Source organism: Nocardia sp. NPDC006044 (assembly GCF_042871115.1).
Classification (GTDB): Bacteria; Actinomycetota; Actinomycetes; order Mycobacteriales; family Mycobacteriaceae; genus Nocardia.
In genome coordinates, this window is the sequence record NZ_JBIAID010000006.1 from 156,898 (window position 1) to 177,209 (window position 20,312).

Annotated in this window: 22 protein-coding genes; 9 read left to right on the forward strand and 13 right to left on the reverse strand. The window is 68.1% G+C overall.

Features of this window, described 5'->3' with window-relative positions; translation table 11 throughout:
• The first annotated feature begins 24 nt into the window (after positions 1-24).
• Positions 25-777 (forward strand): DUF427 domain-containing protein, encoded by a 753-nt coding sequence (locus ACFYO1_RS40020; RefSeq protein ID WP_387243594.1) that lies wholly within the window; start codon positions 25-27, stop codon positions 775-777.
• 14 nt (positions 778-791) lie between these two features.
• Here ACFYO1_RS40020 and ACFYO1_RS40025 read toward each other — a convergent pair whose 3' ends face one another.
• From ACFYO1_RS40025 to ACFYO1_RS40040, 4 genes are all read right to left on the reverse strand, one after another.
• Positions 792-1,058, reverse strand: coding sequence for a type II toxin-antitoxin system RelE/ParE family toxin (locus ACFYO1_RS40025; RefSeq protein ID WP_387243597.1), 267 nt, complete (start codon positions 1,056-1,058; stop codon positions 792-794).
• A complete protein-coding gene (locus ACFYO1_RS40030; protein WP_387243600.1) occupies positions 1,055-1,309 on the reverse strand; it encodes a type II toxin-antitoxin system Phd/YefM family antitoxin in 255 nt (84 codons plus the stop codon). The genes ACFYO1_RS40025 and ACFYO1_RS40030 overlap by 4 nt, the downstream gene beginning before the upstream one ends.
• Positions 1,310-1,522: 213 nt before the next feature.
• Positions 1,523-2,380 carry a phosphotransferase family protein gene (locus ACFYO1_RS40035; RefSeq protein WP_387243603.1) on the reverse strand — a complete coding sequence of 286 codons (858 nt, stop codon included), beginning with the start codon at positions 2,378-2,380 and terminating at the stop codon, positions 1,523-1,525.
• A gap of 27 nt (positions 2,381-2,407) precedes the next feature.
• Positions 2,408-3,325, reverse strand: coding sequence for an AraC family transcriptional regulator (locus tag ACFYO1_RS40040; protein ID WP_387243606.1), 918 nt, complete (start codon positions 3,323-3,325; stop codon positions 2,408-2,410).
• Between the two features lie 94 nt (positions 3,326-3,419).
• Between ACFYO1_RS40040 and ACFYO1_RS40045 the strand changes: the two genes are divergently transcribed.
• Entirely contained in the window at positions 3,420-4,478 is a 1,059-nt protein-coding gene (locus ACFYO1_RS40045; protein ID WP_387243609.1) for a saccharopine dehydrogenase NADP-binding domain-containing protein, read from the forward strand.
• Positions 4,479-4,556: 78 nt separating this feature from the next.
• Positions 4,557-4,967, forward strand: a complete 411-nt coding sequence (locus ACFYO1_RS40050) for a cupin domain-containing protein (RefSeq protein ID WP_387243612.1) — start codon at positions 4,557-4,559, stop codon at positions 4,965-4,967.
• Positions 4,968-4,970: 3 nt separating this feature from the next.
• Here ACFYO1_RS40050 and ACFYO1_RS40055 read toward each other — a convergent pair whose 3' ends face one another.
• The 3 genes from ACFYO1_RS40055 to ACFYO1_RS40065 all read right to left on the reverse strand — a co-directional run bounded on the left by ACFYO1_RS40055 (position 4,971) and on the right by ACFYO1_RS40065 (position 7,550).
• On the reverse strand, positions 4,971-5,906 hold the full coding sequence (locus ACFYO1_RS40055) for an NAD(P)H-dependent flavin oxidoreductase (protein WP_387243615.1): 936 nt from the start codon (positions 5,904-5,906) through the stop codon (positions 4,971-4,973).
• Positions 5,907-6,000: 94 nt separating this feature from the next.
• Positions 6,001-6,330, reverse strand: a complete 330-nt coding sequence (locus tag ACFYO1_RS40060; protein ID WP_387243617.1) for a hypothetical protein — start codon at positions 6,328-6,330, stop codon at positions 6,001-6,003.
• Entirely contained in the window at positions 6,330-7,550 is a 1,221-nt protein-coding gene (locus ACFYO1_RS40065) for a Rieske 2Fe-2S domain-containing protein (RefSeq protein WP_387243620.1), read from the reverse strand. Before ACFYO1_RS40065 ends, ACFYO1_RS40060 begins: the two co-directional genes overlap by 1 nt.
• Positions 7,551-7,748: 198 nt before the next feature.
• Between ACFYO1_RS40065 and hsaA the strand changes: the two genes are divergently transcribed.
• From hsaA to hsaB, 4 genes are read left to right on the forward strand one after another with little or no spacing between them, the layout of a single operon-like run.
• Complete coding sequence (gene hsaA / locus ACFYO1_RS40070; protein WP_387243623.1) at positions 7,749-8,912, forward strand: 3-hydroxy-9,10-secoandrosta-1,3,5(10)-triene-9,17-dione monooxygenase oxygenase subunit; 1,164 nt, start codon at positions 7,749-7,751, stop codon at positions 8,910-8,912.
• 8 nt (positions 8,913-8,920) lie between these two features.
• Complete coding sequence (gene hsaD / locus ACFYO1_RS40075; protein ID WP_387243627.1) at positions 8,921-9,799, forward strand: 4,5:9,10-diseco-3-hydroxy-5,9,17-trioxoandrosta-1(10),2-diene-4-oate hydrolase; 879 nt, start codon at positions 8,921-8,923, stop codon at positions 9,797-9,799.
• Positions 9,799-10,704 carry an iron-dependent extradiol dioxygenase HsaC gene (hsaC, locus tag ACFYO1_RS40080; RefSeq protein WP_387243630.1) on the forward strand — a complete coding sequence of 302 codons (906 nt, stop codon included), beginning with the start codon at positions 9,799-9,801 and terminating at the stop codon, positions 10,702-10,704. The genes hsaD and hsaC overlap by 1 nt, the downstream gene beginning before the upstream one ends.
• A 50-nt stretch (positions 10,705-10,754) precedes the next feature.
• Positions 10,755-11,321: a 3-hydroxy-9,10-secoandrosta-1,3,5(10)-triene-9,17-dione monooxygenase reductase subunit gene (gene hsaB / locus ACFYO1_RS40085; protein WP_387243633.1), complete on the forward strand. Its 567-nt coding sequence runs from the start codon at positions 10,755-10,757 to the stop codon at positions 11,319-11,321.
• 105 nt (positions 11,322-11,426) lie between these two features.
• Here hsaB and dmpG read toward each other — a convergent pair whose 3' ends face one another.
• From dmpG to ACFYO1_RS40105, 4 genes are read right to left on the reverse strand one after another with little or no spacing between them, the layout of a single operon-like run.
• Positions 11,427-12,464 (reverse strand): 4-hydroxy-2-oxovalerate aldolase, encoded by a 1,038-nt coding sequence (gene dmpG, locus ACFYO1_RS40090; protein ID WP_387243636.1) that lies wholly within the window; start codon positions 12,462-12,464, stop codon positions 11,427-11,429.
• A gap of 11 nt (positions 12,465-12,475) precedes the next feature.
• Positions 12,476-13,420, reverse strand: coding sequence for an acetaldehyde dehydrogenase (acetylating) (locus ACFYO1_RS40095; protein ID WP_387243639.1), 945 nt, complete (start codon positions 13,418-13,420; stop codon positions 12,476-12,478).
• Between the two features lie 10 nt (positions 13,421-13,430).
• On the reverse strand, positions 13,431-14,216 hold the full coding sequence (locus ACFYO1_RS40100; RefSeq protein WP_387243642.1) for a 2-keto-4-pentenoate hydratase: 786 nt from the start codon (positions 14,214-14,216) through the stop codon (positions 13,431-13,433).
• Complete coding sequence (locus ACFYO1_RS40105; RefSeq protein WP_387243644.1) at positions 14,217-15,851, reverse strand: FAD-binding protein; 1,635 nt, start codon at positions 15,849-15,851, stop codon at positions 14,217-14,219.
• A 104-nt stretch (positions 15,852-15,955) separates the two neighbouring features.
• Between ACFYO1_RS40105 and kstD the strand changes: the two genes are divergently transcribed.
• Together kstD and ACFYO1_RS40115 are read left to right on the forward strand one after the other, a co-directional pair.
• The gene (gene kstD / locus ACFYO1_RS40110; protein ID WP_387243647.1) at positions 15,956-17,674 is read left to right on the forward strand and encodes a 3-oxosteroid 1-dehydrogenase; all 1,719 of its coding nucleotides are present in this window, start codon (positions 15,956-15,958) and stop codon (positions 17,672-17,674) included.
• Positions 17,674-18,537: a MaoC/PaaZ C-terminal domain-containing protein gene (locus ACFYO1_RS40115; RefSeq protein ID WP_387243650.1), complete on the forward strand. Its 864-nt coding sequence runs from the start codon at positions 17,674-17,676 to the stop codon at positions 18,535-18,537. Before kstD ends, ACFYO1_RS40115 begins: the two co-directional genes overlap by 1 nt.
• A gap of 30 nt (positions 18,538-18,567) precedes the next feature.
• Here the strand turns inward: ACFYO1_RS40115 and ACFYO1_RS40120 are convergent, their stop codons facing one another.
• Together ACFYO1_RS40120 and ACFYO1_RS40125 are read right to left on the reverse strand one after the other, a co-directional pair.
• On the reverse strand, positions 18,568-19,035 hold the full coding sequence (locus ACFYO1_RS40120) for a hypothetical protein (protein WP_387243653.1): 468 nt from the start codon (positions 19,033-19,035) through the stop codon (positions 18,568-18,570).
• Positions 19,032-20,306, reverse strand: coding sequence for a DUF58 domain-containing protein (locus ACFYO1_RS40125; RefSeq protein ID WP_387243656.1), 1,275 nt, complete (start codon positions 20,304-20,306; stop codon positions 19,032-19,034). The genes ACFYO1_RS40120 and ACFYO1_RS40125 overlap by 4 nt, the downstream gene beginning before the upstream one ends.
• Positions 20,307-20,312: the final 6 nt, after the last annotated feature.

Genomic DNA, 20,312 nt, shown 5'->3' on the forward strand with positions numbered 1-20,312 from the left:
TGGTCGCGAGTACCGTCGGATGTCATGGGCGATGCGCAGCGCGGGCGGGTGAAGATCGAGACCAGTCAGAAGCGAGTCCGGGCATTTCTCGGTGGCCGGGTCGTGGCCGACACGACGCAGCCGGTGCTGGTGTGGGAGGGCCCGCACTATCCGGCCTACTACATCCGGGCCGCGGATCTCCAGGCGAAACTCGAGCCGACCGGCCACTCCCACCACTCCCCCAGCCGCGGTGATGCGACGGAGTACGACGTGGTGGTGGACGGCGCCACCGCGACCGCCGCCGCGCTGCGCTATCACGATTCACCGCTGGCCGAGCTGAACGATCTGGTGCGGCTCGACTGGAACAAGATGGACGAGTGGTTCGAGGAGGACGAGCCGGTCTACGTCCACCCGCGCAGTCCGTACACCCGGGTCGACATCCTCGGCAGCTCCCGGCACGTGCGGGTCGAGATAGACGGCGTCACCGTCGCCGACTCGCACACACCCCGCATCCTCTTCGAAACCGGCCTGCCGGCCAGGTACTACCTGCCGATGACCGACGTCCGAATGGACCTCCTACACGCCTCGGACACCCACACCAGCTGCCCATACAAGGGCACCGCGGACTATTGGACAGTCCGCATCGGCGACAACGAGTACCAGGACTACGTGTGGGGTTACCGCACACCGCTGCCGGAAAGCCAGAAGGTCGCGGGGCTGCTCTGCTTCTACAACGAGAAGGTCGATATCTACCTGGACGGGGAGTTGCAGGAGCGGCCGAAGTCGCCGTTCAGCTGAGTCAGCGATAGCGGTCAGACATCGCGGTACACGTCACGACGCCACCCGACCTTGACTACCAGGATCACCAACACGTCGTCTTTCACTTGGTATACGACGCGAAAGCGGCCGACCCGCAGCCGGTATGCGTCCACATTCACCAGCTTGCGGACAGCCAACCCTGGGGCGTAAGGATCGTCGCCGAGGACCGTGAGCGCGGTGAGGATGCGCATCGCGTCTCGTTGTTCCAGGTCTCGCAGTTCACGCCGGGCCGACTCGAGGAACTGAAACGTATATTTCACTTACGCGACTCGAATATGTCTGCGAGCACCTCGGCCATGCTGGAGGTCTTTTCACCGGCGGCGAGCCGTGCGACGGCCTCGCGCGCCAGCATTTCGTCTTCGGCGTCATCGACCGCTTCGACCACGGACAAGGGAACCAACGCGGCGGCGGGAGTGCCGTCGCGGAGAATGATCACCTGCTCACCAGACTCGGCGGCATCGATGTACTTCGCCAGGTTGGTGCGTAGTTCGCGGGTGCTGATCTCGCTCATACAGAGAGTGTACACACAACCGTGTACACAACAGTGCTGATGCCGCGACTATTGGACAGTCCGTATCGGCGACAGCGGGGTGACAAGATTACGTCCGGTTTAGCGCTGCCGGAGAGCCAGAAGGTCGCGGGGCTGGTCTGCTCTACAACGAGAAGGTCGATATCTACCTGGACGGGGAGTTGCAGGAGCGGCCGAAGTCGCCGTTCAGCTGAGTCAGCGGTAGACGGTCAGGCCGTCGGCCAGTTCCTCGGGGTCGCCGTCGCGGTGGGCGTCGAGGGCTTGTTGGAGGGCGAAAGTTCCTTGGATGGTGGCTATTCGGGGGGCGAGGTCGTTGTTTGCGGGATCGGCGAGTGCCAGCAGCCGGTCGAGGACGTCCGCGCCGTATCCGGCACCGAGCGCGGCGTAGTCCTCGGCCGGGTCGCCGAGGCAAGCGCTGTCCCAGTCGACGACGCCACGCAGCACCGGTAACCCAGATGCGTTGTCCCACAACAGGTTCTCACCGCCGAGATCTCCGTGCACCAGGGCGTCGGTCAGGTGCGGCAGGGCGGCTAGTGCGGAGAGTTCCTGGTCGGCCCGATCTCGACCGGCGATATTCATCAGTGGATACAGTTCGATGCGCACGTCCTCGGCGAACCGGCTCCAGCGGTCCGCGGGCGCGGCCGGAAGTGCCTCGCGGACTCGTCGGTCACTTCCTGCGATCGACAGTCTCGCCAACAGGTCGTGGCATTGCCGCGCAACAGCTTCCGCCGCCCCGGGACCGCGCAGCGACTCCTCGTCCAGCGGCGCACCCGCAACCCTGGTCATGACCAGGTAGTCCCCGCTCGGCGAGACGATCGGCAGGTACTCCGGTACGGCTACGCCGAGATCGATACCGGCCAGCGCCCGCAACACCGCGCCACGCGCCGGTAGTCGTTGCGCGGCGGCCTCGGTCCGCGCAAAGCTGACCACCCGCTCGGACCCGACGACCACGTAATGAAACTGCCCCTCCCGCACCACCAACTCGGCCGGCCGATCCCCAGGAAGCAACCGGTCGAGCACCTCCCCGTACACCTCCAGCACCCGTGCCTGCATCCCCCGAACCTACCGCCGCACGCTGGGTCAGACGGCGACGAGTGGGGGCTGGTCTTCGGCCCGGCGGTATCGGCCTGGGGCCAGGCCGTATTCGCGCTTGAACGCCTTGGCGAAGGCGAATTCGGAGGTGTAGCCGACCTTTCGGGCAACCGTGCCGAGGGGGGCGTCGGTGTCGCGGAGGAGGCGGGCGGCGGTGAGCATGCGCCAGCGGGTGACGTAGGCGAGCGGTGGTTCGCCGACTGTGGCGGCGAAGCGGCGGGCGAGGGTGGCGCGGGAGACGCCGGCGATGTTGCTGAGGTCGGGGACGGTCCAGGATCGGGCGGGGTGTTCGTGCACGGCTCGAAGGGCCGCGGCCACCGCGGGATCGGCGAAAGCGCCTGCCCAGCCGGTGGATCGCGCGGTGGACTGCTCGTCGAACCACGCGCGCAGGACGAAGAGCAGCAGGGTTTCCAGGATGGCCGGGACGGCGGCGTCGCTGCCCGGGCGTGGTTCGGCGATTTCGGCGGCGAGCAGGTCGACCGCGCCGCGCAGCGCCGGGTGCCGGCCGGGCCGGGCGGGCAGATGGATGAACTCCGGTAGCTCGTCGAGCAGCGGATGACTGCGTTGCTTGCCGAGTTCGTATGCGCCACAAAGCAATGCGGTGCGCACCCCGGGCCCGGTGATCTCCCTCGGTTCCCCCGCCTGCGCTTTCTCGGTGACCGGGCTGTCGAGACTGTCGATCAGCACATGGTCGGCGCCGCGCGGCATGAACACGACGTCACCGGCGCCGAGCGCCATCGGGGTGCCGCCCGGCGGCAGCAGCCAGCACGAGCCCTGCAACACGACATGGAAACCGGCCCCGGGCACGACCGGATAGTCGCGTCCCCACGGGGCGTGCCGGATGAACATCCCGGAGGTCGGGCTGCCCGTGCGGATGACGGCGATGGTTTCACTGAGAACGTCCACTTGATCACCATAGCGCTCCATAGTGAGTGTTTGAGATATAGCGGCGAGCAAAGCAACCATTGGTCAACTCATGCAGCGCTCTTAGATTTGAGCCATGACATCGACGGGCCCCACCGGATCCAGCAAGCACATCGCCGTCTACGGCGCCACCGGCATCACCGGCGGCTACGTCCTCACCGAACTACGCCGCCGCGGCCACACGCCGATCCTGGTAGGCCGCAACGAAACCCGCGTCCGCGCCGCCGCGATCGCCGCCGGCCTCCCGAGCGCGCAGATCCGCATCGCCGGCCTCTCCGATCACGACGCATTGGTCGCCGCGTTCGCCGGCGCCGACGTGGTGATCAGCAGCCTGCCCGCCTATGTGGAGCACGGCGCGGCGGTCCTGGCCGCAGCGATCGACGCGGGGGCGCACTACACCGACATGTCCGGCGAGCAGCTGTTCCTGAAGCAGGTGTTCGACGAGTTCGGCCCGCGCGCCGCAGCGGCCGGGGTGAGCCTGGTCGCCGGCGTCACCGACAGCAATCTGCCCGGTGACCTGCTCGGCTACCTCACCACCCGCCGGGTGAGCGGCCCGGCCGAGGTCGTGGTCAGCCATCTGAGCAAGAGCGGCGGCAACGGTTCCAAAGGCAGTGCGAAGACGGTGCTGGCGAGCCTGGACTGGTTCCGCGGCGGCGGCTGGCACTACGCGGACGGTGAATTGCGCACCGGCGCAACGGCCCGGCACGACTCGATGACCTTCCCCGGGATGACCGCGCCGACCGCGGTGGCGAAATTCCCGCAGCCGCCGGTCCTCACGATCCCGCGGCACTCCGATGTTTCCTATGTCGAAGGCGTGCTTGCCACGTCGATCCTGGACACCCTGAGCGGCTTCACCGCGGAGATCATCGACTCGCTACCTGGCGCGCCGAGCGCCGATCTGCGCTACGACCTGGTCGTCGACGCGTTCGGCGTGGACGGTCGCGCGGTCCGCGTCGTGGTGAGCGGCGTGCACTCCTACCGCGATTCGGCGCTGATGGCGGTGGCGGTCGCCGCTCGGCCGGCGGAGGGCACCGCCGAGCCGGGTGCGCTCGCGCCTGCCGAAGCGTTCGAGGCGGGCGAATTCCTGGACGCGCTGGCGCCTTTCGGCATCACTTGGCACATCGCGGAGCTCTGAACGAGCGTTGGGGTGAGTGACCGGACTCGAACCCGGAACGTCCGGCACTGCCCTATGCGGATCAGGCATAGTCGAGAGATGACCGACAATCGACCCGAGCTCGCCGCCGCCCTCGACCTGTCACCGCATCCGGAGGGTGGCTGGTTCCGCGAAACCTGGCGCAGCGCCGTGGAATTCAAGCCGGAGGGCTACGACGGCGCACGGTCGAGCGCGACCGCGATCCACTTCCTGCTGCTGCCCGGCGAGCAGTCCGCGCCGCACACGGTCCGCTCCGACGAGCTGTGGCTCTGGCATCGCGGCGGCCCGCTGGTGCTGAACATCGGCGGCGAGGAGATCGTGCTCGGGCCCGATGTCGAGCACGGTCAGGTGCTGCAGGCCGTGGTGCCGGGCGGGGTCAGTCAAGCGGCGCGACCCGCAGGCGACGAATACGTGCTGGTCAGCTGCTTCGTCTCGCCCGGTTTCGATTTCGCCGACTTCCGGATGGACTGAGCCTCACGCCCCGGCGTACTCACGCCGCGTCCGTTCCACGAGTTCGGCGACGCCGAGCACCTCGCTGACCCCGGACGCGGCGTGGCCCGCGCTCCAGATGTCCGACCAATTCTTCGGTGCGCCAGGGTCGGCGAAATGCGCTGCGGTGTCGAATGTTCCGGCACGCAGGGCGGCGACGTCGATGCCGAGCGATCGCATCGAGCCGGCCAGCATGTTGGTCGGCAAGCCGGTGAAGGCCGAGGTCAGCACCACGTCGTCGAGGCTGGACGCGGCGATCAGGTCCTTGTGCGCGGGCGCGGCCAAGCTCTCGGCGGTGGCGAGGAATTTGGTGCCCATGTAGGCGAGGTCCGCCCCCAGGGTGATCGCCGCCCGCAACGCGACACCGTCGGCGATGCCGCCGGCCAGAACGACCGGCCCGGTGAAGAATTCGCGCACCGCGCGGACGAACGCGAACGGGTTCGCCCAGCCGGTCTGCCCGCCCGCGCCGGCGGTGAGCAGGATCAACCCGTCGACCCCGCACTCGACCGCCCGCACCGCGTGATGCACCGACGCCACGTCCGCGAGGACCAGCGAGCCCACCTCGCGCAACGGGCCGACCACCGCGCGCGGGTTCCCGACCGAGGTGATCACGATCTCCGTCGGCTGCTCGCGCAACACCTGAAGATCGGGCAGCAGCCGCGCGTTCCCCGGGTGCACGATCAGATTCGCCGCGACCGGGGCGGGCCGCGCCCCGCTATCCGATGCCAGCGCCGCATCGATCGCGGACAACCACTCCGACAGTTGTTCCGGCGTACGGGCATTCACCGTCGGGAACGCGCCGATCACGCCGGCCCGGCAGGCCGCGATCACCAACTCCGGCCCGGAGACCTGGAACATCGGCGCGGCGATCAACGGAACCGTCAGCCGTGCCGTGAGTTCGGTGAATCCGGTCTGCGCCATGTCCGGACAATAGAGCAGCCCGCGCGACATCGAAAAACGGTTGGCGAACTGCCCATACGACGCCCGCCCGGTTTGTCACCTCGCCCTCGGGCGGCTACTCCGGGACCTCGACCAGGCCCTCGTCGACGGCCCACTTGATCGTCTTCTCCAACTGGGGGCAGGAGTCGGGACGGCCGAGACCGCCCCCGTTCCGGCTCAGTTCGGCGAAGACCGGGCAGTGCGTCTGCGGCGGCTCGGTCCACTGCACCGAGGTCTGGTGTGAACTGCTCTTGCGCACCAGTACCCGGCTCCGGCAGGCCTGACACGACACCGGTGTCAGGCCCTGCTCCAGATAGCGCTGCTTGTCGACCACGGTCTGGGCGCGCACTTCGGCCTGCCGCGCCGGTTGGTCGGCGAAGTCGGGTGCTTTCGCCCAGGTGGCCATCAGACTCCGGCCTCCGCCTGGTTGGCCGCGGCGGCAGCCTCGTCGGCCTCCCGCTTGCGCCGCAGGTTCTCCGCGACCTCGGCCTCCCACGCCTCGTTCGCCTTGGTGGTGTCCACCTCGAACTCGAAGCGCTGGGTCATCTTGTCGGTGACGTCGGCGAGGTCGACGTAGAACTGGTCGTACCAGCGACGCAGCTGGTAGACCGGGCCGTCCTCCTCGCATAGCAGCGGATTCTCAACCTTGGACTTGTGCTTCCAGATCTCCACGTCCTGCAGGAAGCCGACGCTGATGCCCTCGGTCATCTTGGCGGCGAGCTTGTCCGCCATCTCACCCTCGACGCCCTCCGGCTTCTCCAGCGTGATGCCCCATTGCAGCACGAAGGAGTCCTGGGTCACCGGGTAGTGGCAGTTGATCAGGACGCTCTTGACCTCGTAGCCGCTGTACAGGTTGACCAGCGGATTGATCATGTAGGACGGCCCGAAGTACGAGGCCTCCGAGGTCAGCGTGGTGTCGCCGCCGTATTTGGAGGCCATCCCGATGTCCGGCCTGCCCTTGGTGTTCAAGTACTGGGTGGCGATGTGTCCCTCGAAGACATTCTTGAAGAACGTCGGGAAGGCGAAGTGGATGTAGAAGAAGTGCGCCATGTCGACCACGTTGTCGATGATCTCGCGGCAGTTCGCGCCCTCGATCAACATGGAGTTCCAGGTCCAGTCGGTCCAGCCGCTGTCGATCTGCTCGACCGGGTTGCCGTCCGCGTCGGTGTAAGGGCCCTTGATATGCGGGATGGTCACCTCGGGCGGCGGCTGGCTGCCCTCGACGTCGTGCCAGACGAACAGCTGGCCGTTGCGCTCCAGCGTGGTCCACTTGCGGGTGCGCGCCAGCGGCGGCACGCGCTTGCCGTACGGAATCGCGGTGCATTTGCCGTTCGTGCCGGACCAGCGCCAGTCGTGGAACGGGCAGGCGATGTCGTCACCCTTGACCTCGCCCATGCTCAGATCGCCGCCCATGTGCCGGCAGTAGGCGTCGAGCACCCGCAGCTCGTCGTTGCTGTCGGCCCAGATCACGAGCTTGGTGCCGAACACATTCACCGCGTGCGGCTTGCCGTCGCGGAACGACTTGGCCAGACCGAGGCAATGCCATCCCCTCGCATAGCGGGTGGGCACGGTGCCGACATCCAGCTCCCGGACCTTCGCACCGCTCCCCTGTGGGGTAACTGCCATCGCGAATCCTCCTCCTTCTGTACTAGAACACGTTACAAAAATGTGGCGTTCCACGCCAGCGATTCACGCCACTTCCTGCACATGTCCATCCAGGACACGCGATCGACACCCGTTCTCGACAGAAATAAGAACCTGTTCTAGTCTCAGAAGCAAATGAGTACCGGTTATCCAACTGACCAGGCAGGAGCAGGTCCCGAGATGACGCAAGAAGTGACCGAACGGGTCGACGCGCTGTTGCCGAGCCTGCGCGAGCGCGCGCAGGAGGCCGAGGACCTACGCCGCATTCCCGACGAATCCATGAAGGCGTTGCAGGAGACCGGGTTCTTCCGGCTGCTGCAGCCCAAGCAGTGGGGCGGTCACGCGGCCGACCCGGTGGTCTTCTACGACACCGTGCGCAAACTGGCCAGCGCCTGCGGATCCACCGGTTGGGTGGCAGGCATTGTCGGCGTACACAATTGGCATCTGGCGCTGTTCGACCAGCGGGCGCAGGAAGACGTCTGGGGCGAGGACACCGAGGTGCGGATCTCCTCGTCGTACGCGCCGATGGGCGCGGGCACGGTGGTCGAGGGCGGCTATCTGGTCAACGGGTCCTGGGCCTGGTCCTCGGGGTGCGATCACGCTACCTGGGCGGTGCTCGGCGGTCCGGTGATCAAGGACGGCAAGCCGGTCGACTTCGGCAGCTTCCTCATCCCGCGCGACGACTACCGCATCGACGATGTCTGGAATGTGGTCGGATTGCGCGGCACCGGGTCCAATACCGTTGTGGTGAAGGACGTTTTCGTCCCGACGCACCGGTTCCTCAGCTTCCGCAAGATGAGCGAGCTGACCGCGCCGGGCCTGGCGCAGAACACCGACCCGGTGTACCGGATGCCCTGGGGCACAATTCATCCCACCACCATCGCGACCCCGATCGTCGGCATGGCCTACGGCGCGTACGCGGCGCACGTCGAGCATCAGGGCAAGCGGGTGCGCGCGGCATACGCGGGCGAGAAGGCCAAGGACGATCCGTTCGCCAAGGTGCGCGTCGCGGAGGCGTCCAGCGACATCGATGCCGGCTGGCGTCAACTGTCCGGCAATGTCGCCGACGAATACGCGCTACTGTTGGCGGGCAAGGAGATTCCGTTCGACCTGCGGGTGCGCGCGCGGCGCGACCAGGTGCGTGCGACCGGGCGCTCGATCGCCGCCATCGACAAGCTGTTCGAGAGCTCGGGGGCCACCGCGCTGGCGAACGGCACTCCGCTGCAAAGGTTCTGGCGCGACGCGCACGCGGGCCGGGTGCACGCGGCGAACGATCCGGAACGGGCTTACCAGATGTACGGCCAGCACGAGTTCGGGCTGCCCGTCGCCGACGCGATGGTCTAGGAGGAACCGTGACGTCTACCGTGGAACTCACCGCGGAATCGACCTCCCGCTTCGCGCAGGTGCGCCCGGATCTGCGGCTGCACTATCACGAGGCCGGCGTCGGCAACGGGCCGACGATCGTGCTGCTGCACGGCGGCGGGCCGGGCGCGTCCTCCTGGTCGAACTTCGCCCGCAACATCACGGTGCTGGCCCAGAACTTCCATGTGCTCGCCGTGGATCAGCCCGGATACGGGCAGTCGGACAAGCCGACCGAGCATCCCCAGTACTTCGTGCACAGCTCCTCGGCGCTGAAGGATCTGCTCGATCACTTGCAGATCACCTCGCGGGTGCACCTGCTGGGCAATTCGCTCGGCGGCGGCACGGCCGTGCGGTTCGCGCTGGACTATCCGGATCGGGCCGGGAAACTGGTGCTGATGGGTCCGGGCGGGTTGAGCACCAACCTGTTCGCGCCCGACCCGACCGAGGGCGTCAAGCTGCTCGGCAAGTTCAGCTACCAGCCGACCAGGGAGAACCTGGAGGCGTTCCTGCGCATCATGGTCTTCGATCAGTCGCTGATCACCGACGAGCTGATCGACCAGCGGTTCGCCGCGGCGAGCACGCCGGAATCGCTGGCCGCGGCCAAGGCGATGGGAAAGTCGTTCGCCGGTGCGGATTTCGAGCAGGGCATGCTCTGGCGCGACGCCTATAAACTGCGTCAGCCGGTGCTGTTGATCTGGGGTCGGGAAGACCGGGTCAATCCGCTCGACGGCGCGCTGGTCGCGACCAAACTCATTCCGCGCGTTCAGCTGCACGTGTTCGGCGGGTGCGGGCATTGGGCACAGTTGGAGAAGTTCCACGAATTCAACCGGCTGACAATCGAGTTCCTCGCCGGTTCCAAGGAGAAGTGATGGGGATTCGATCGCTGGCTTACCTGCGCATCGAGGCGACCGACATGGCCGCCTGGCGCGAGTACGGCCTCAAGGTGCTCGGCATGATCGAAGGCAAGGGCGGGAATCCGGACGCGCTGTATCTGCGGATGGACGAATTCCCGGCTCGGCTGGTGATCTCGCCCGGCGAGCAGGACCGATTGCAGATCTCGGGATGGGAGACCGCCAACGCGCAAGAGCTGCAAGACATCCGGACTCGCCTCGAAGGCGCGGGGGTGCCCTACAAGGAGGGCACCGCCGCGGAACTGGCCGATCGACGGGTGCACGAGCTGATCCGATTCGATGATCCCTCCGGCAATACCCTGGAGGCGTTTCACGGTGCGGCACTGGAGCATCGGCGGGTGGTGAGCCCGTACGGGCACCGGTTCGTCACCGAGGAGCAGGGGCTCGGGCACGTCGTGCTCAGCACCAAGGACGATCAGGCCGCGCTGGAGTTCTACCGGGACGTGCTCGGCTTCCGGTTGCGCGACTCGATGCGGTTGCCGCCGCAGATGGTCGGGCGACCGGCCGACGGCGACCCGGCCTGGCTGCGCTTCTTCGGCTGCAACCCGCGGCATCACTCGCTGGCGTTCCTGCCCATGCCGACGCCGAGCGGCATCGTGCACCTGATGCTCGAGGTGGAGGACGCCGACGATGTCGGGCTCTGCCTGGACCGCGCGCTGCGCAAGAAGGTGCGCATGTCGGCGACCCTCGGCCGGCACGTCAACGACAAGATGCTCTCCTTCTACATGAAGACGCCGGGCGGCTTCGATGTCGAATTCGGCTGCGAGGGACTCGAAGTCGACGACGATGATTGGATTGCCCGCGAATCCACGGCCGTGAGCCTGTGGGGCCACGACTTCACGGTCGGGCAGCGCCAGCAGTGACCGACAAGGGGACGGCAGATGGCGGGGTGGGTGAGCAGAAGGCGAGCGAAATGACCCATCCCGACATCGACGCACGGGCATTCCGCAATGTGCTGGGCCAGTTCTGCACCGGCATCACCGTGATCACCACCTTCGATGACGCCGGCGCACCGATCGGTTTCGCCTGCCAGTCCTTCGCCGCCCTCTCCCTGGACCCGCCCCTGGTCCTGTTCTGCCCCACCACCACGTCGCGGTCCTGGGCGGCCATCGAGCAAGCCGGCCGCTTCTGCGTCAACGTGCTGGCCGAGGAACAACGAGAACTGTGCGCCCGCTTCGGTTCCCGCGAACCCGACAAGTTCGCCGGCGCCCCCTGGCACACCTCCCCCCGCACCCTCCCCGTCCTCGACGACGCCCTGGCCACCATCGAGTGCACGGTGGAAAGCGTCGTCCCCGGCGGCGACCACCACATAGTCATCGGCCGAGTCCAAGCCCTCACCGAATCGACCACCTCCGGCCGCCCCCTCCTCTTCTACCGCGGCCAATACACCGCCATAGAACCCGAGAAGACCACCCCCGCCCCCTGGCGCGCCGACCTCGACCACTTCCTCACCACAACCACCCTCGACACCTGGTTGTAGCGGACAGTTGACGAAATGGCCGAGAAACCCTGGTTTCTCGGCCATTTCGCGGTTTGGCCGCCCGTGGGCTGATGTCGCGGTGGACCACCGCGACATCAGCGCGGTTCAGGCGGAGACGGTTTCCTGCTCGCGTTGGAGTTCGAGGGCGATGTCGATGAGCTGGTCTTCCTGGCCGCCGACGAGCTTGCGTTGGCCGGCCCGGACGAGCATTTCGGCGGCGGAGACTCCGTAGCGTTCGGCTTGGCGTTCGGCGTGCTTGAGGAAGCTGGAGTAGACGCCTGCGTAGCCCATCATCAGGGAGGAGCGGTCGAGGAGGCATTCCTGGGGCATGGCGGGGCGGACCACGTCTTCGGCGGCGTCGGCGATGGCGTAGAAGTCGATGCCGGTTTTGATGTCGAGCTTGTCGCAGACACCGACCAGGGCTTCGACCGGGGTGTTCCCCGCGCCGGCGCCGAAACGACGGGCGCTGCCGTCGATTTGGGTGGCGCCGGCCCGGATGGCGTAGACGGAGTTGGCCACGGCGAGGTCGAGGTTCTCGTGGCCGTGGAAGCCGACCTGGGCGTCGGAGCCGAGTTCGGCGACCAAAGCGGCGACGCGGTCGGTGACCTGGTCGAGCACCAGGGCGCCGGCGGAGTCGACGACGTAGACGCACTGGCAGCCGGCGTCGGCCATGATCCGGGCCTGCTTGGCCAGCACCTCGGGCGGCTGGGAGTGCGACATCATCAGGAAGCCGACGGTTTCCAGGCCGAGCTCGCGGGCCAGGCCGAAGTGCTGAATCGAGACGTCGGCCTCGGTGCAGTGGGTGGCGATGCGGCAGATGGAGGCGCCGTTGTCCTGGGAGATCTTGATGTCCTCCTTGACGCCGACGCCGGGCAGCATCAGGACCGCGATCTTGGCCTGGGTCGCGGTCTCCGCGGCGATCTTGATCAGTTCCTGCTCCGGGGTCTTGGAGAACCCGTAGTTGAACGAGGAGCCGCCGAGTCCGTCACCGTGCGTGACCTCGATGACCGGCACCCGGGCACCGTCGAGGGCGGCGACGATGTCGCGGACCTCGGTGGCGGTGAACTGGTGGCGCTTGTGGTGGGATCCGTCGCGCAGCGAGGTGTCGGTGACGCGGATGTCGAGTTCTGCTGAGTAAGCCATGTTTTCGCTCCTTACACCCGCGCCGCGGTGTCTGATTGGTCGCCGCGCTGCGCACGGCTGCGGATCTGCCCGGCGATGACTTCGCCGACCTGCGTCGCGGCGGCGGTCATGATGTCGAGGTTGCCCGCGTACGGCGGCAGGAAGTCGCCCGCGCCCTCGACCTCGACGAAGACCGAGACCTTCGCCATACCACCGGAAATCACCGACGGCGGGTCGAACTGCGGCTCGTTGAGCAGGCGGTAGCCGGGCACGTACTGCTGAATGTCGGCGACCATCCGGTGGATGGAATCGGTGATGGCGCCGGTGTCGGCGTCCTCGGGGATGGCGCAGAAGATGGTGTCGCGCATGATCATCGGCGGCTCGGCCGGGTTGAGGATGATGATCGCCTTGCCCCGCTGGGCGCCACCGATGGTTTCGACGCCGCGGCTGGTGGTCTTGGTGAACTCGTCGATGTTGGCGCGGGTGCCGGGGCCGGCCGACACCGAGGACACCGAGGCGACGATCTCCGCGTAAACCACTGGTACGACGCGGGATACGGCGGCGACGATCGGGATGGTGGCCTGCCCGCCGCAGGTGATCATGTTGACGTTCGGCGCGTCCAGGTTCGCACCGAGGTTCACCGGCGGCACCACGGCCGGGCCGACGGCGGCCGGGGTGAGGTCCACCGCGCGGATGCCCGCTTCGGCGTACCGCGGCGCGGCGGCGCGATGCACGTACGCCGAGGTCGCCTCGAAGATCAGGTCGGGCAACTCGGATCGGCCGAGCAGCCAGTCCACCCCTTCGGCGGAGGTCTCCAACCCCAGCCCGCGGGCCCGCTTCAAACCCTCACTGTCGGGATCGATCCCGATCATCCACCGCGGCTCGATCGCCTCCGAACGCAGCAGTTTGTAGAGCAGATCGGTACTGATATTGCCGGACCCGACGATCGCGGCGGTGACGGTCCCGTTGTCGGACACCACAAGCCTCCTAGATGAATTGCAAACGGACAGAACCGAGTCCAGCGAACTCGGCGTGGAATGCGTCGCCAGGACGAGCGTCGATGGCGCGGGTGCACGAGCCGGGCAGCACGATGTCGCCCGCCTTCAGCCGCACCCCGAAGCTCGCGACCTTGCGTGCCAGCCAGGCCACCGCGATCACCGGGTCGCCGAGCACGGCGTCGCTGCGCCCCTCGGCCACCACCTCGCCGTTGCGGGTGAGCACCGCGTCGATCTTCTTGATATCGATGTCGCCGGGCGCCACCCGCTCCGGGCCGAGCACGTACCCGGCCGAGGACGCGTTGTCGGAGATGGTGTCGGTCAGGCCGATCTTCCAGTCCTTGATCCGCGAGTCGATCAGCTCGATCGCGGGCGCGAAGGCGACGGTCGCGGCGAGCACGTCGGCCTCGGTGCAGTCCGCGCCGGGCAGGTCGGCGCCGAGCACGAAGCCGACCTCCACCTCGACCCTGGGGAACAGGTAGCGCGCGGCCTCGACCGGAACGTCCTCGTAGACTTCCATTTCCGCGAGCAGGTGACCGTAGTCGGGCTCGTCCACGCCCATCATCTGCTGCATGGCCTTGGACGAGAGGCCGACCTTGTGCCCGACGATCCGGGCGCCGCTGTCGAGCCTGCGCCGGATATTGATCAGCTGGATCTCGTAGGCATCGACCACATCGATGTCCGGATGCCGGGCGACCAGCGGATCGATCGCCACCCGGTCGCGTTCGGCGAGCTCGAGCTCGTCGGCCAATGCGGTTCGTACCGTGTCGGACAGCACCTAGTTTCCTTCCATTCGATCGAGCGCCCCGAGTTGTTCGGAAAGCACCTGTTCCCCCGCCGCGGATCGACCGGCCCGGCGACCGGAGAAGATGCAGTCGGACAGCGAAAGCCCGCTGACATAGGACTCCGAGCAGATGCCGACGGCGGTCCGGCCCGCCGCGAACAGACCCGGAATGTCGTTTCCGGCAGTCGATTTCACCGCGCCGGTGCGTTCGTCCACGACGACGCCGCCGAGGGTGAGCATCGGGCACGGATTGGCCAGGCTAGGTTTGATGCCGACGTCGAGCAGCCAGAACGGACCGGTGCGCAGCGGTCTGGTGAACTCGGCGGGCTTGCCGACCGGGTCCGGTGCGCCGTCCTCGATCGCGGCGTTGTGCGCGTGCACCGTGGCCAGCAGCCCGGTCACATCGATACCGGCCTTCGCCGCAACAGCTTCGAGCGTCGCGCCGCGCTTCGCGGTGCGCCGCATCGTCTCGAACTGCCCGCGCTGGAACCACGCGCCCTGCTTGCCGATCTGGCCGATCGCGGTCCGCATCAGTTCGTCGTCGGCGAGCAGCCAGCCCTTGCCGTCGTGTCCGGTGATGAGCGCGTGGCCGACCGCCGCGCCGTACCTGGTCTCGTCGATGACCCGGTGGCCTGCGGCATCGACCAGGATCGCGCCGGTAAAAGCACTGGGCGGCAGGAGGAATCGCCACGCGGAGACATTGCTCATCCGATCGGTGGCCGCGCCGGCCCGCTGCGCGAGCTGGATGCCGCTGCCGTCGTCACCGGTGGTGCCGAGCGCGAGGCCGCCGCGATAGGCCGGGGCGTGTTCGCGCACCAGCGCGCGATTGGCGATGAATCCACCGGCGCTGAGCACCACGCCGCGGCGAGCCAGCACTCGAATCGGCTTGCCGTACTGGCGATCCAGCCGTTCGAGGCGCTTCTCCAGCGCGGCCCGCAGCGGCGGGTAGTAGATGCCGGGCTTGGCCGCGACTTTCGCCATGCGCGTGTACCGATCACGGACCCGGCCCGGTGCGTCCCGCAGCGACCGGCACTCGACCCCGATCACCGAACCCGCGTCGTCGACTATCAGTTCGGTTGCCTGCGTGAGCGTTTCGACCCGCACACCGAGCCGGGACGCGGCCGCGCCGAGCGGACCCGTGAGCTGCTTGCCGGAGGTACCCTTGCCCTTGACCCGATGCCCGCGCTGCGCGGCGGGGATGTCCCGGAACGCGCCCGAGATCTCGCTGCCGGAGTAGTACAGGTAGTAGCTGTCGTTCGGATACGACGTCTTGTACGGGCACAGCGACGCCTCGAACGGAACGCCATGGCCCTTCAGCCACTCGATCATCGCCGGGCTGCCGTCGACGAACCGGCGCAGCGTCTCCGGCGACACCGCGTCGCCGACCTCGCGCTCCAGATAGGCGAGCATCGCCTCGGGCGTGTCCGTGACACCGGCCGCCTGTTGCACCGACGTCCCGCCGCCCGCGTAGATGATCCCGCCGGACAGCGCCGACGCCCCGCCGCCGGCGAATCGCTCCAGCGCGAGCACCTGCGCACCGTCGGCCGCCGCCTCCAGCGCCGCGGCGGCGCCGGCCGCGCCGAAACCCACGACGACCACGTCGGCAACCAGGTCCCAATCGAACCCCATGTACTTCACTCCGGTCTGAAACTGAAACGAGTTTCTCAGCTAGCGGAAAGCCGAGTAAGTCTTCTGCCACACAACATAGACCAACGGCCGCATCATTCTATAACGTGTTCTACATGATTGATCGGGAATACGATGTGGTGGTCGTCGGCAGCGGCGCTGCGGGCATGACCGCCGCCCTCACCGCCGCCCACCACGGGCTCAGCGTGGTGCTCATCGAGAAGGCCGCGCACTACGGCGGGTCCACCGCACGCTCCGGCGGTGGCGTCTGGATCCCCGGCAACAAGGCGCTGCGCGCGTCCGGCCGACCGGACGACCGCGAGGCGGCCCGCACCTACCTGCACAGCATCATCGGCGACGTGGTGCCCAAGGAGCGGATCGACACCTATATCGACCGGGGTCCGGAGGCGTTCGACTTCGTGCTCGACCACACCCCGCTGAAGATGAAATGGGTGCCGGGCTACTCCGACTACTACCCGGAGGCGCCGGGCGGCCTGGGCGAGGGCCGTTCCTGCGAACCGGCCCCGTTCAACGCCAAGGTGCTCGGCGCGGAGCTGGCCAACCTGGAGCCGCCGTATGCCAAGGCGCCGCTGAACGTGGTGGTCATGCAGGCCGACTTCGTCCGGCTCAACCTGATCCGCAGGCACCCGAAGGGCATGGCCCGCGCGCTGCGGGTCGGCGCGCGCACCTACTGGGCCAAGTTCACCGGCAAGCACATCCTCGGCATGGGCCAGGCGATCATCGCCGCCATGCGCAAGGGACTGCTCGACGCGAACGTTCCGCTGCTGCTGAACACCCCCCTGACCGGTCTTGTGGTGGAGAACGGCGTGGTCACCGGAGTCGAGGCCGAGCACGAGGGGCAGCCGGTCACCGTCACCGCGCGCTACGGCGTGGTCCTGGGCACCGGCGGTTTCGAGCACAGTGCCGAGCTGCGCACCAAGTACCAGCGCCAGCCGATCACCACCGAATGGACCACCGGCGCGGCCGCGAATACCGGCGACGGCATCGTCGCGGGCATGGCGGCGGGCGGCGACGTCGGCTTCATGGAGGACGCCTGGTGGGGTCCGACCATTTTCAAGGGCGGGCGGCCGTGGTTCGCGCTGGCCGAGCGCAACCTGCCGGGCACCATCATGATCAACGCCACCGGCAAGCGATTCGGCAACGAATCCGCACCCTATGTCGAGGCCGTGCACACCATGTACGGCGGGGAGTACGGGCAGGGCGAGGGTCCTGGCGAGAACATTCCGGCCTGGCTGGTCTTCGATCAGCGCTACCGCAATCGCTACATCTTCGCCGGATTGCAGCCGGGCCAGCGCTTTCCGTCGCGCTGGCTGGAGAACGACAACATCGTCAAGGCGGACACCCTCGAAGAGCTGGCGACCAGGATCGGCGTTCCGGCGGCCGAGCTCGCCGCCACCGTCGCCCGGTTCAACACCTTCGCCGAGACCGGCAAGGACGAGGACTTCGGCCGCGGTGACAGTCACTACGACCGCTACTACGGCGACCCGACGGTGAAGCCGAACCCGTGCCTCGCGGCGCTGGTCCAAGGTCCGTTCTATGCCGCGAAAATGGTGCCCGGCGACCTCGGCACCAAGGGCGGCCTGGTCGCCGATACCGCGGGCCGGGTTCTGCGCGAGGACGGCAGCGCGATCGAGGGACTGTATGCCGCGGGCAACAGCTCGACCCCGGTGATGGGTCACACCTACGCCGGGCCCGGCGCCACCATCGGTCCCGCGCTCACCTTCGGTTACCTGGCGGTGCTCGATATCGTCAAGAAGAAGGCGGCCCAGCCCACCCGTCCGATGCCGTCCGGCAAGGAGTCCTGATGCCGATCAATCCGAAAGTCGCGCTCGGGGCCGAACTTCCGAGCCGGGAATTCGCTTGGACGCCGTCCGACGTGCAGCTGTATCAGCTCGGCCTCGGGGCGGGCACGCGCTGGACCGATCCGGCCGAGCTGCGCTATCTCGACGACCGCGGGCCGCAGGTGCTGCCGACGTTCGCCACCGTCGCGCCGACCCTGCACGAGACCGAGCCGCCGCGGGTCAGCTTCCCCGGCATCGACATCGACCTGGCGAAGGTGGTGCACGGCCATCAGGAGGTGGAGGTGCACCGCCCGATTCCGGCCGCGGGCAAGGCGACCAGCACCGGGCGGATCACCGAGCTCTGGGACAAGGGTTCCGCGGCGGTGGTCGTGCAGGAGCAGACGGTCATCGGTTCCGACGGTGCGCCGCTGTGGACCGCGCGTTCGTCCATCTTCGCGCGTGGTGAGGGCGGTTTCGGCGGCGAGCGCGGGCCGAGCACCAAATCCGAACTGCCGGATCGCGCACCGGATTTCGACGTGACCACGGCGACGCTGCCGCAGCAGGCGCTGCTCTACCGGATGTGCGGGGACCGCAACCCGCTGCACTCGGATCCCGAGTTCGCCCGCGCCGCCGGGTTTCCCGCGCCGATTCTGCACGGGTTGTGCACGTACGGCATCGTCTGCAAGACGGCCACCGACACCGCGCTCGGCTCGGATACGAGCCGGGTCACCGGATTTCGTGCCCGGTTCGCAGGCGTCCTCTATCCGGGTGAGACGATCCGCACCCGGATCTGGCGGCAGGACGGCGAACTGACCATCGCCGCGACGGTGGTCGAGCGCGAGGACGCGCCGGTGCTCGGCGACGTAACCCTGCGGTATTCCGCCTGAGGTTCCCGAGCACCCGCACGCTTTCTGATTTCAAGAGGCGTGCGTTTGGGGGGCGCCGGGTGGCTCGGCGGTCCGGGCGCGGCGGACCGCGGCGCCGTGGACTGTCAAGGCGTACAGGACGATCACCAGGACCGGTGCGGCCAGCGGGGCCCAGGCCAGGCGCAACGGGAGCAGGGCCGCGCCGACGGCGACCGCGGCGAAGCCGACCGCGCCGGTCACCGACGGCACCGTGGTCGGCACCACGCCGTGCGGAGCGGTGACGGTGGCGGCGTTGAGCAGGTAGGTGGTCGCCACCAATCCCATTGCGGCGGAGGCGAGTACACCGGCATTCGCGACGGCGAGCACGCCGACGGCGAGCAGGACGGCCGCGACCGCGACCGGGCGGAACCACCAGCCGAGGGCGACCAGGACGAGAGCCGGGATGGCGACCCAGGGCTCCAGCAGCGCCACCGACGTCACCAGCAGTACGCCCGACAGGACGGCGAGAAATCGGGTCATCGGCGCACCCGCACGGTACGCCGGTGTTCGGGCAGCACGCGCATGATCTGATCCAGCCGGGTGTCCGCGGGCCAGGCCACGATATCGACCCCGACGGTGCCCATGTCGCGGTACATGGAGGCGCGTTCGAGCTGCCACATCTTGGCCAGGGTCGGGTCGAGCGCCCCCCGGAATGGCGTGCCACGCAACACATCCACCACTACCACGACGTGCCCGCGCTTGCGCAGATCGATCAGCGCGAGCGCGAACTGGGTATCGAGCAGCGTGGAGAACGCCACCACGATCGCGCCGAGCGGCACGGCCGAATGCGGCGCCAGGCTGCCGGTGGTCGGGATGTGCTCGTCGCCGACGCCGAGGACGGTGTCCACGACTCGATAGAACTGCCGTCGCCCGATATCGGGCCGCAGCCAGCGCGGCGCGTGGCCGAGACACACGACGGCGGTCCGGTCGCCGGCCTGCAAGGTCGACTGGACCACCTGCGCCGCGCCGCGCACCGAGAGTTCCAGAGAATCGGTCGCGGGACCGGGGGCCTGTTGTGAAGTATCCACCAGCACAACGACGTCCGCGGAACGATTGGTCAGCCGCTCGGTGACGTACAACCGGCCGCGCCGCGCACTCACCGGCCAGTTGACGATGCGCAGCTGGTCACCCGGCGCGTAGGCGCGGATATCGGCGTACTCGACGCCGGGCCCGTGCCGCCTGGTCAGATGCGTGCCGAGCCGCTCGGGAAGTTCGGTGCGCGGCAACCGCATTCGCTGCGGATCGGTGATCGGATAGACGAACAACTGCCCGGCGGGCAGCACGACGTTCGCCACCGCGAGACCCGCCGGGCTCAGCGCGGACACCCGCACCGACACCGGATAACGCCCCCACCGATCCGCCGAAAGCGCGAGCCGCAGGCCGGCGGGCGCGGCGCCCGAGTCGCTGGCCTCCTCCACCTCGATGCCGAGCGCCGCAACCCTTTCCGGCTTCAACCGCAGCAGCGCGTGCCCCTGCTCGACGAACGCGGCGACGGTCAGCACCACCTCTTCGGATTCGAAGCAGCGCAGCGTCCCGCCGCCGTCCACCTGGATCCGGGTCGAGGACTGCTGCCACGGCGCGGTGGCGAGCACGCCGAGCAGCGGCGCCGCGAACACGACCAGCTGCCACCGCCCGAGCACGACCGCGAGCACCAGCGCCGCGGCGGCGCAGATGGTCAGCATGAAGACCAACGGCGCCGGGCGCCACCGCAATTCGGCCTCGACCGTGGTGCTGGCGTCCCGATGCCTCATGGCCGC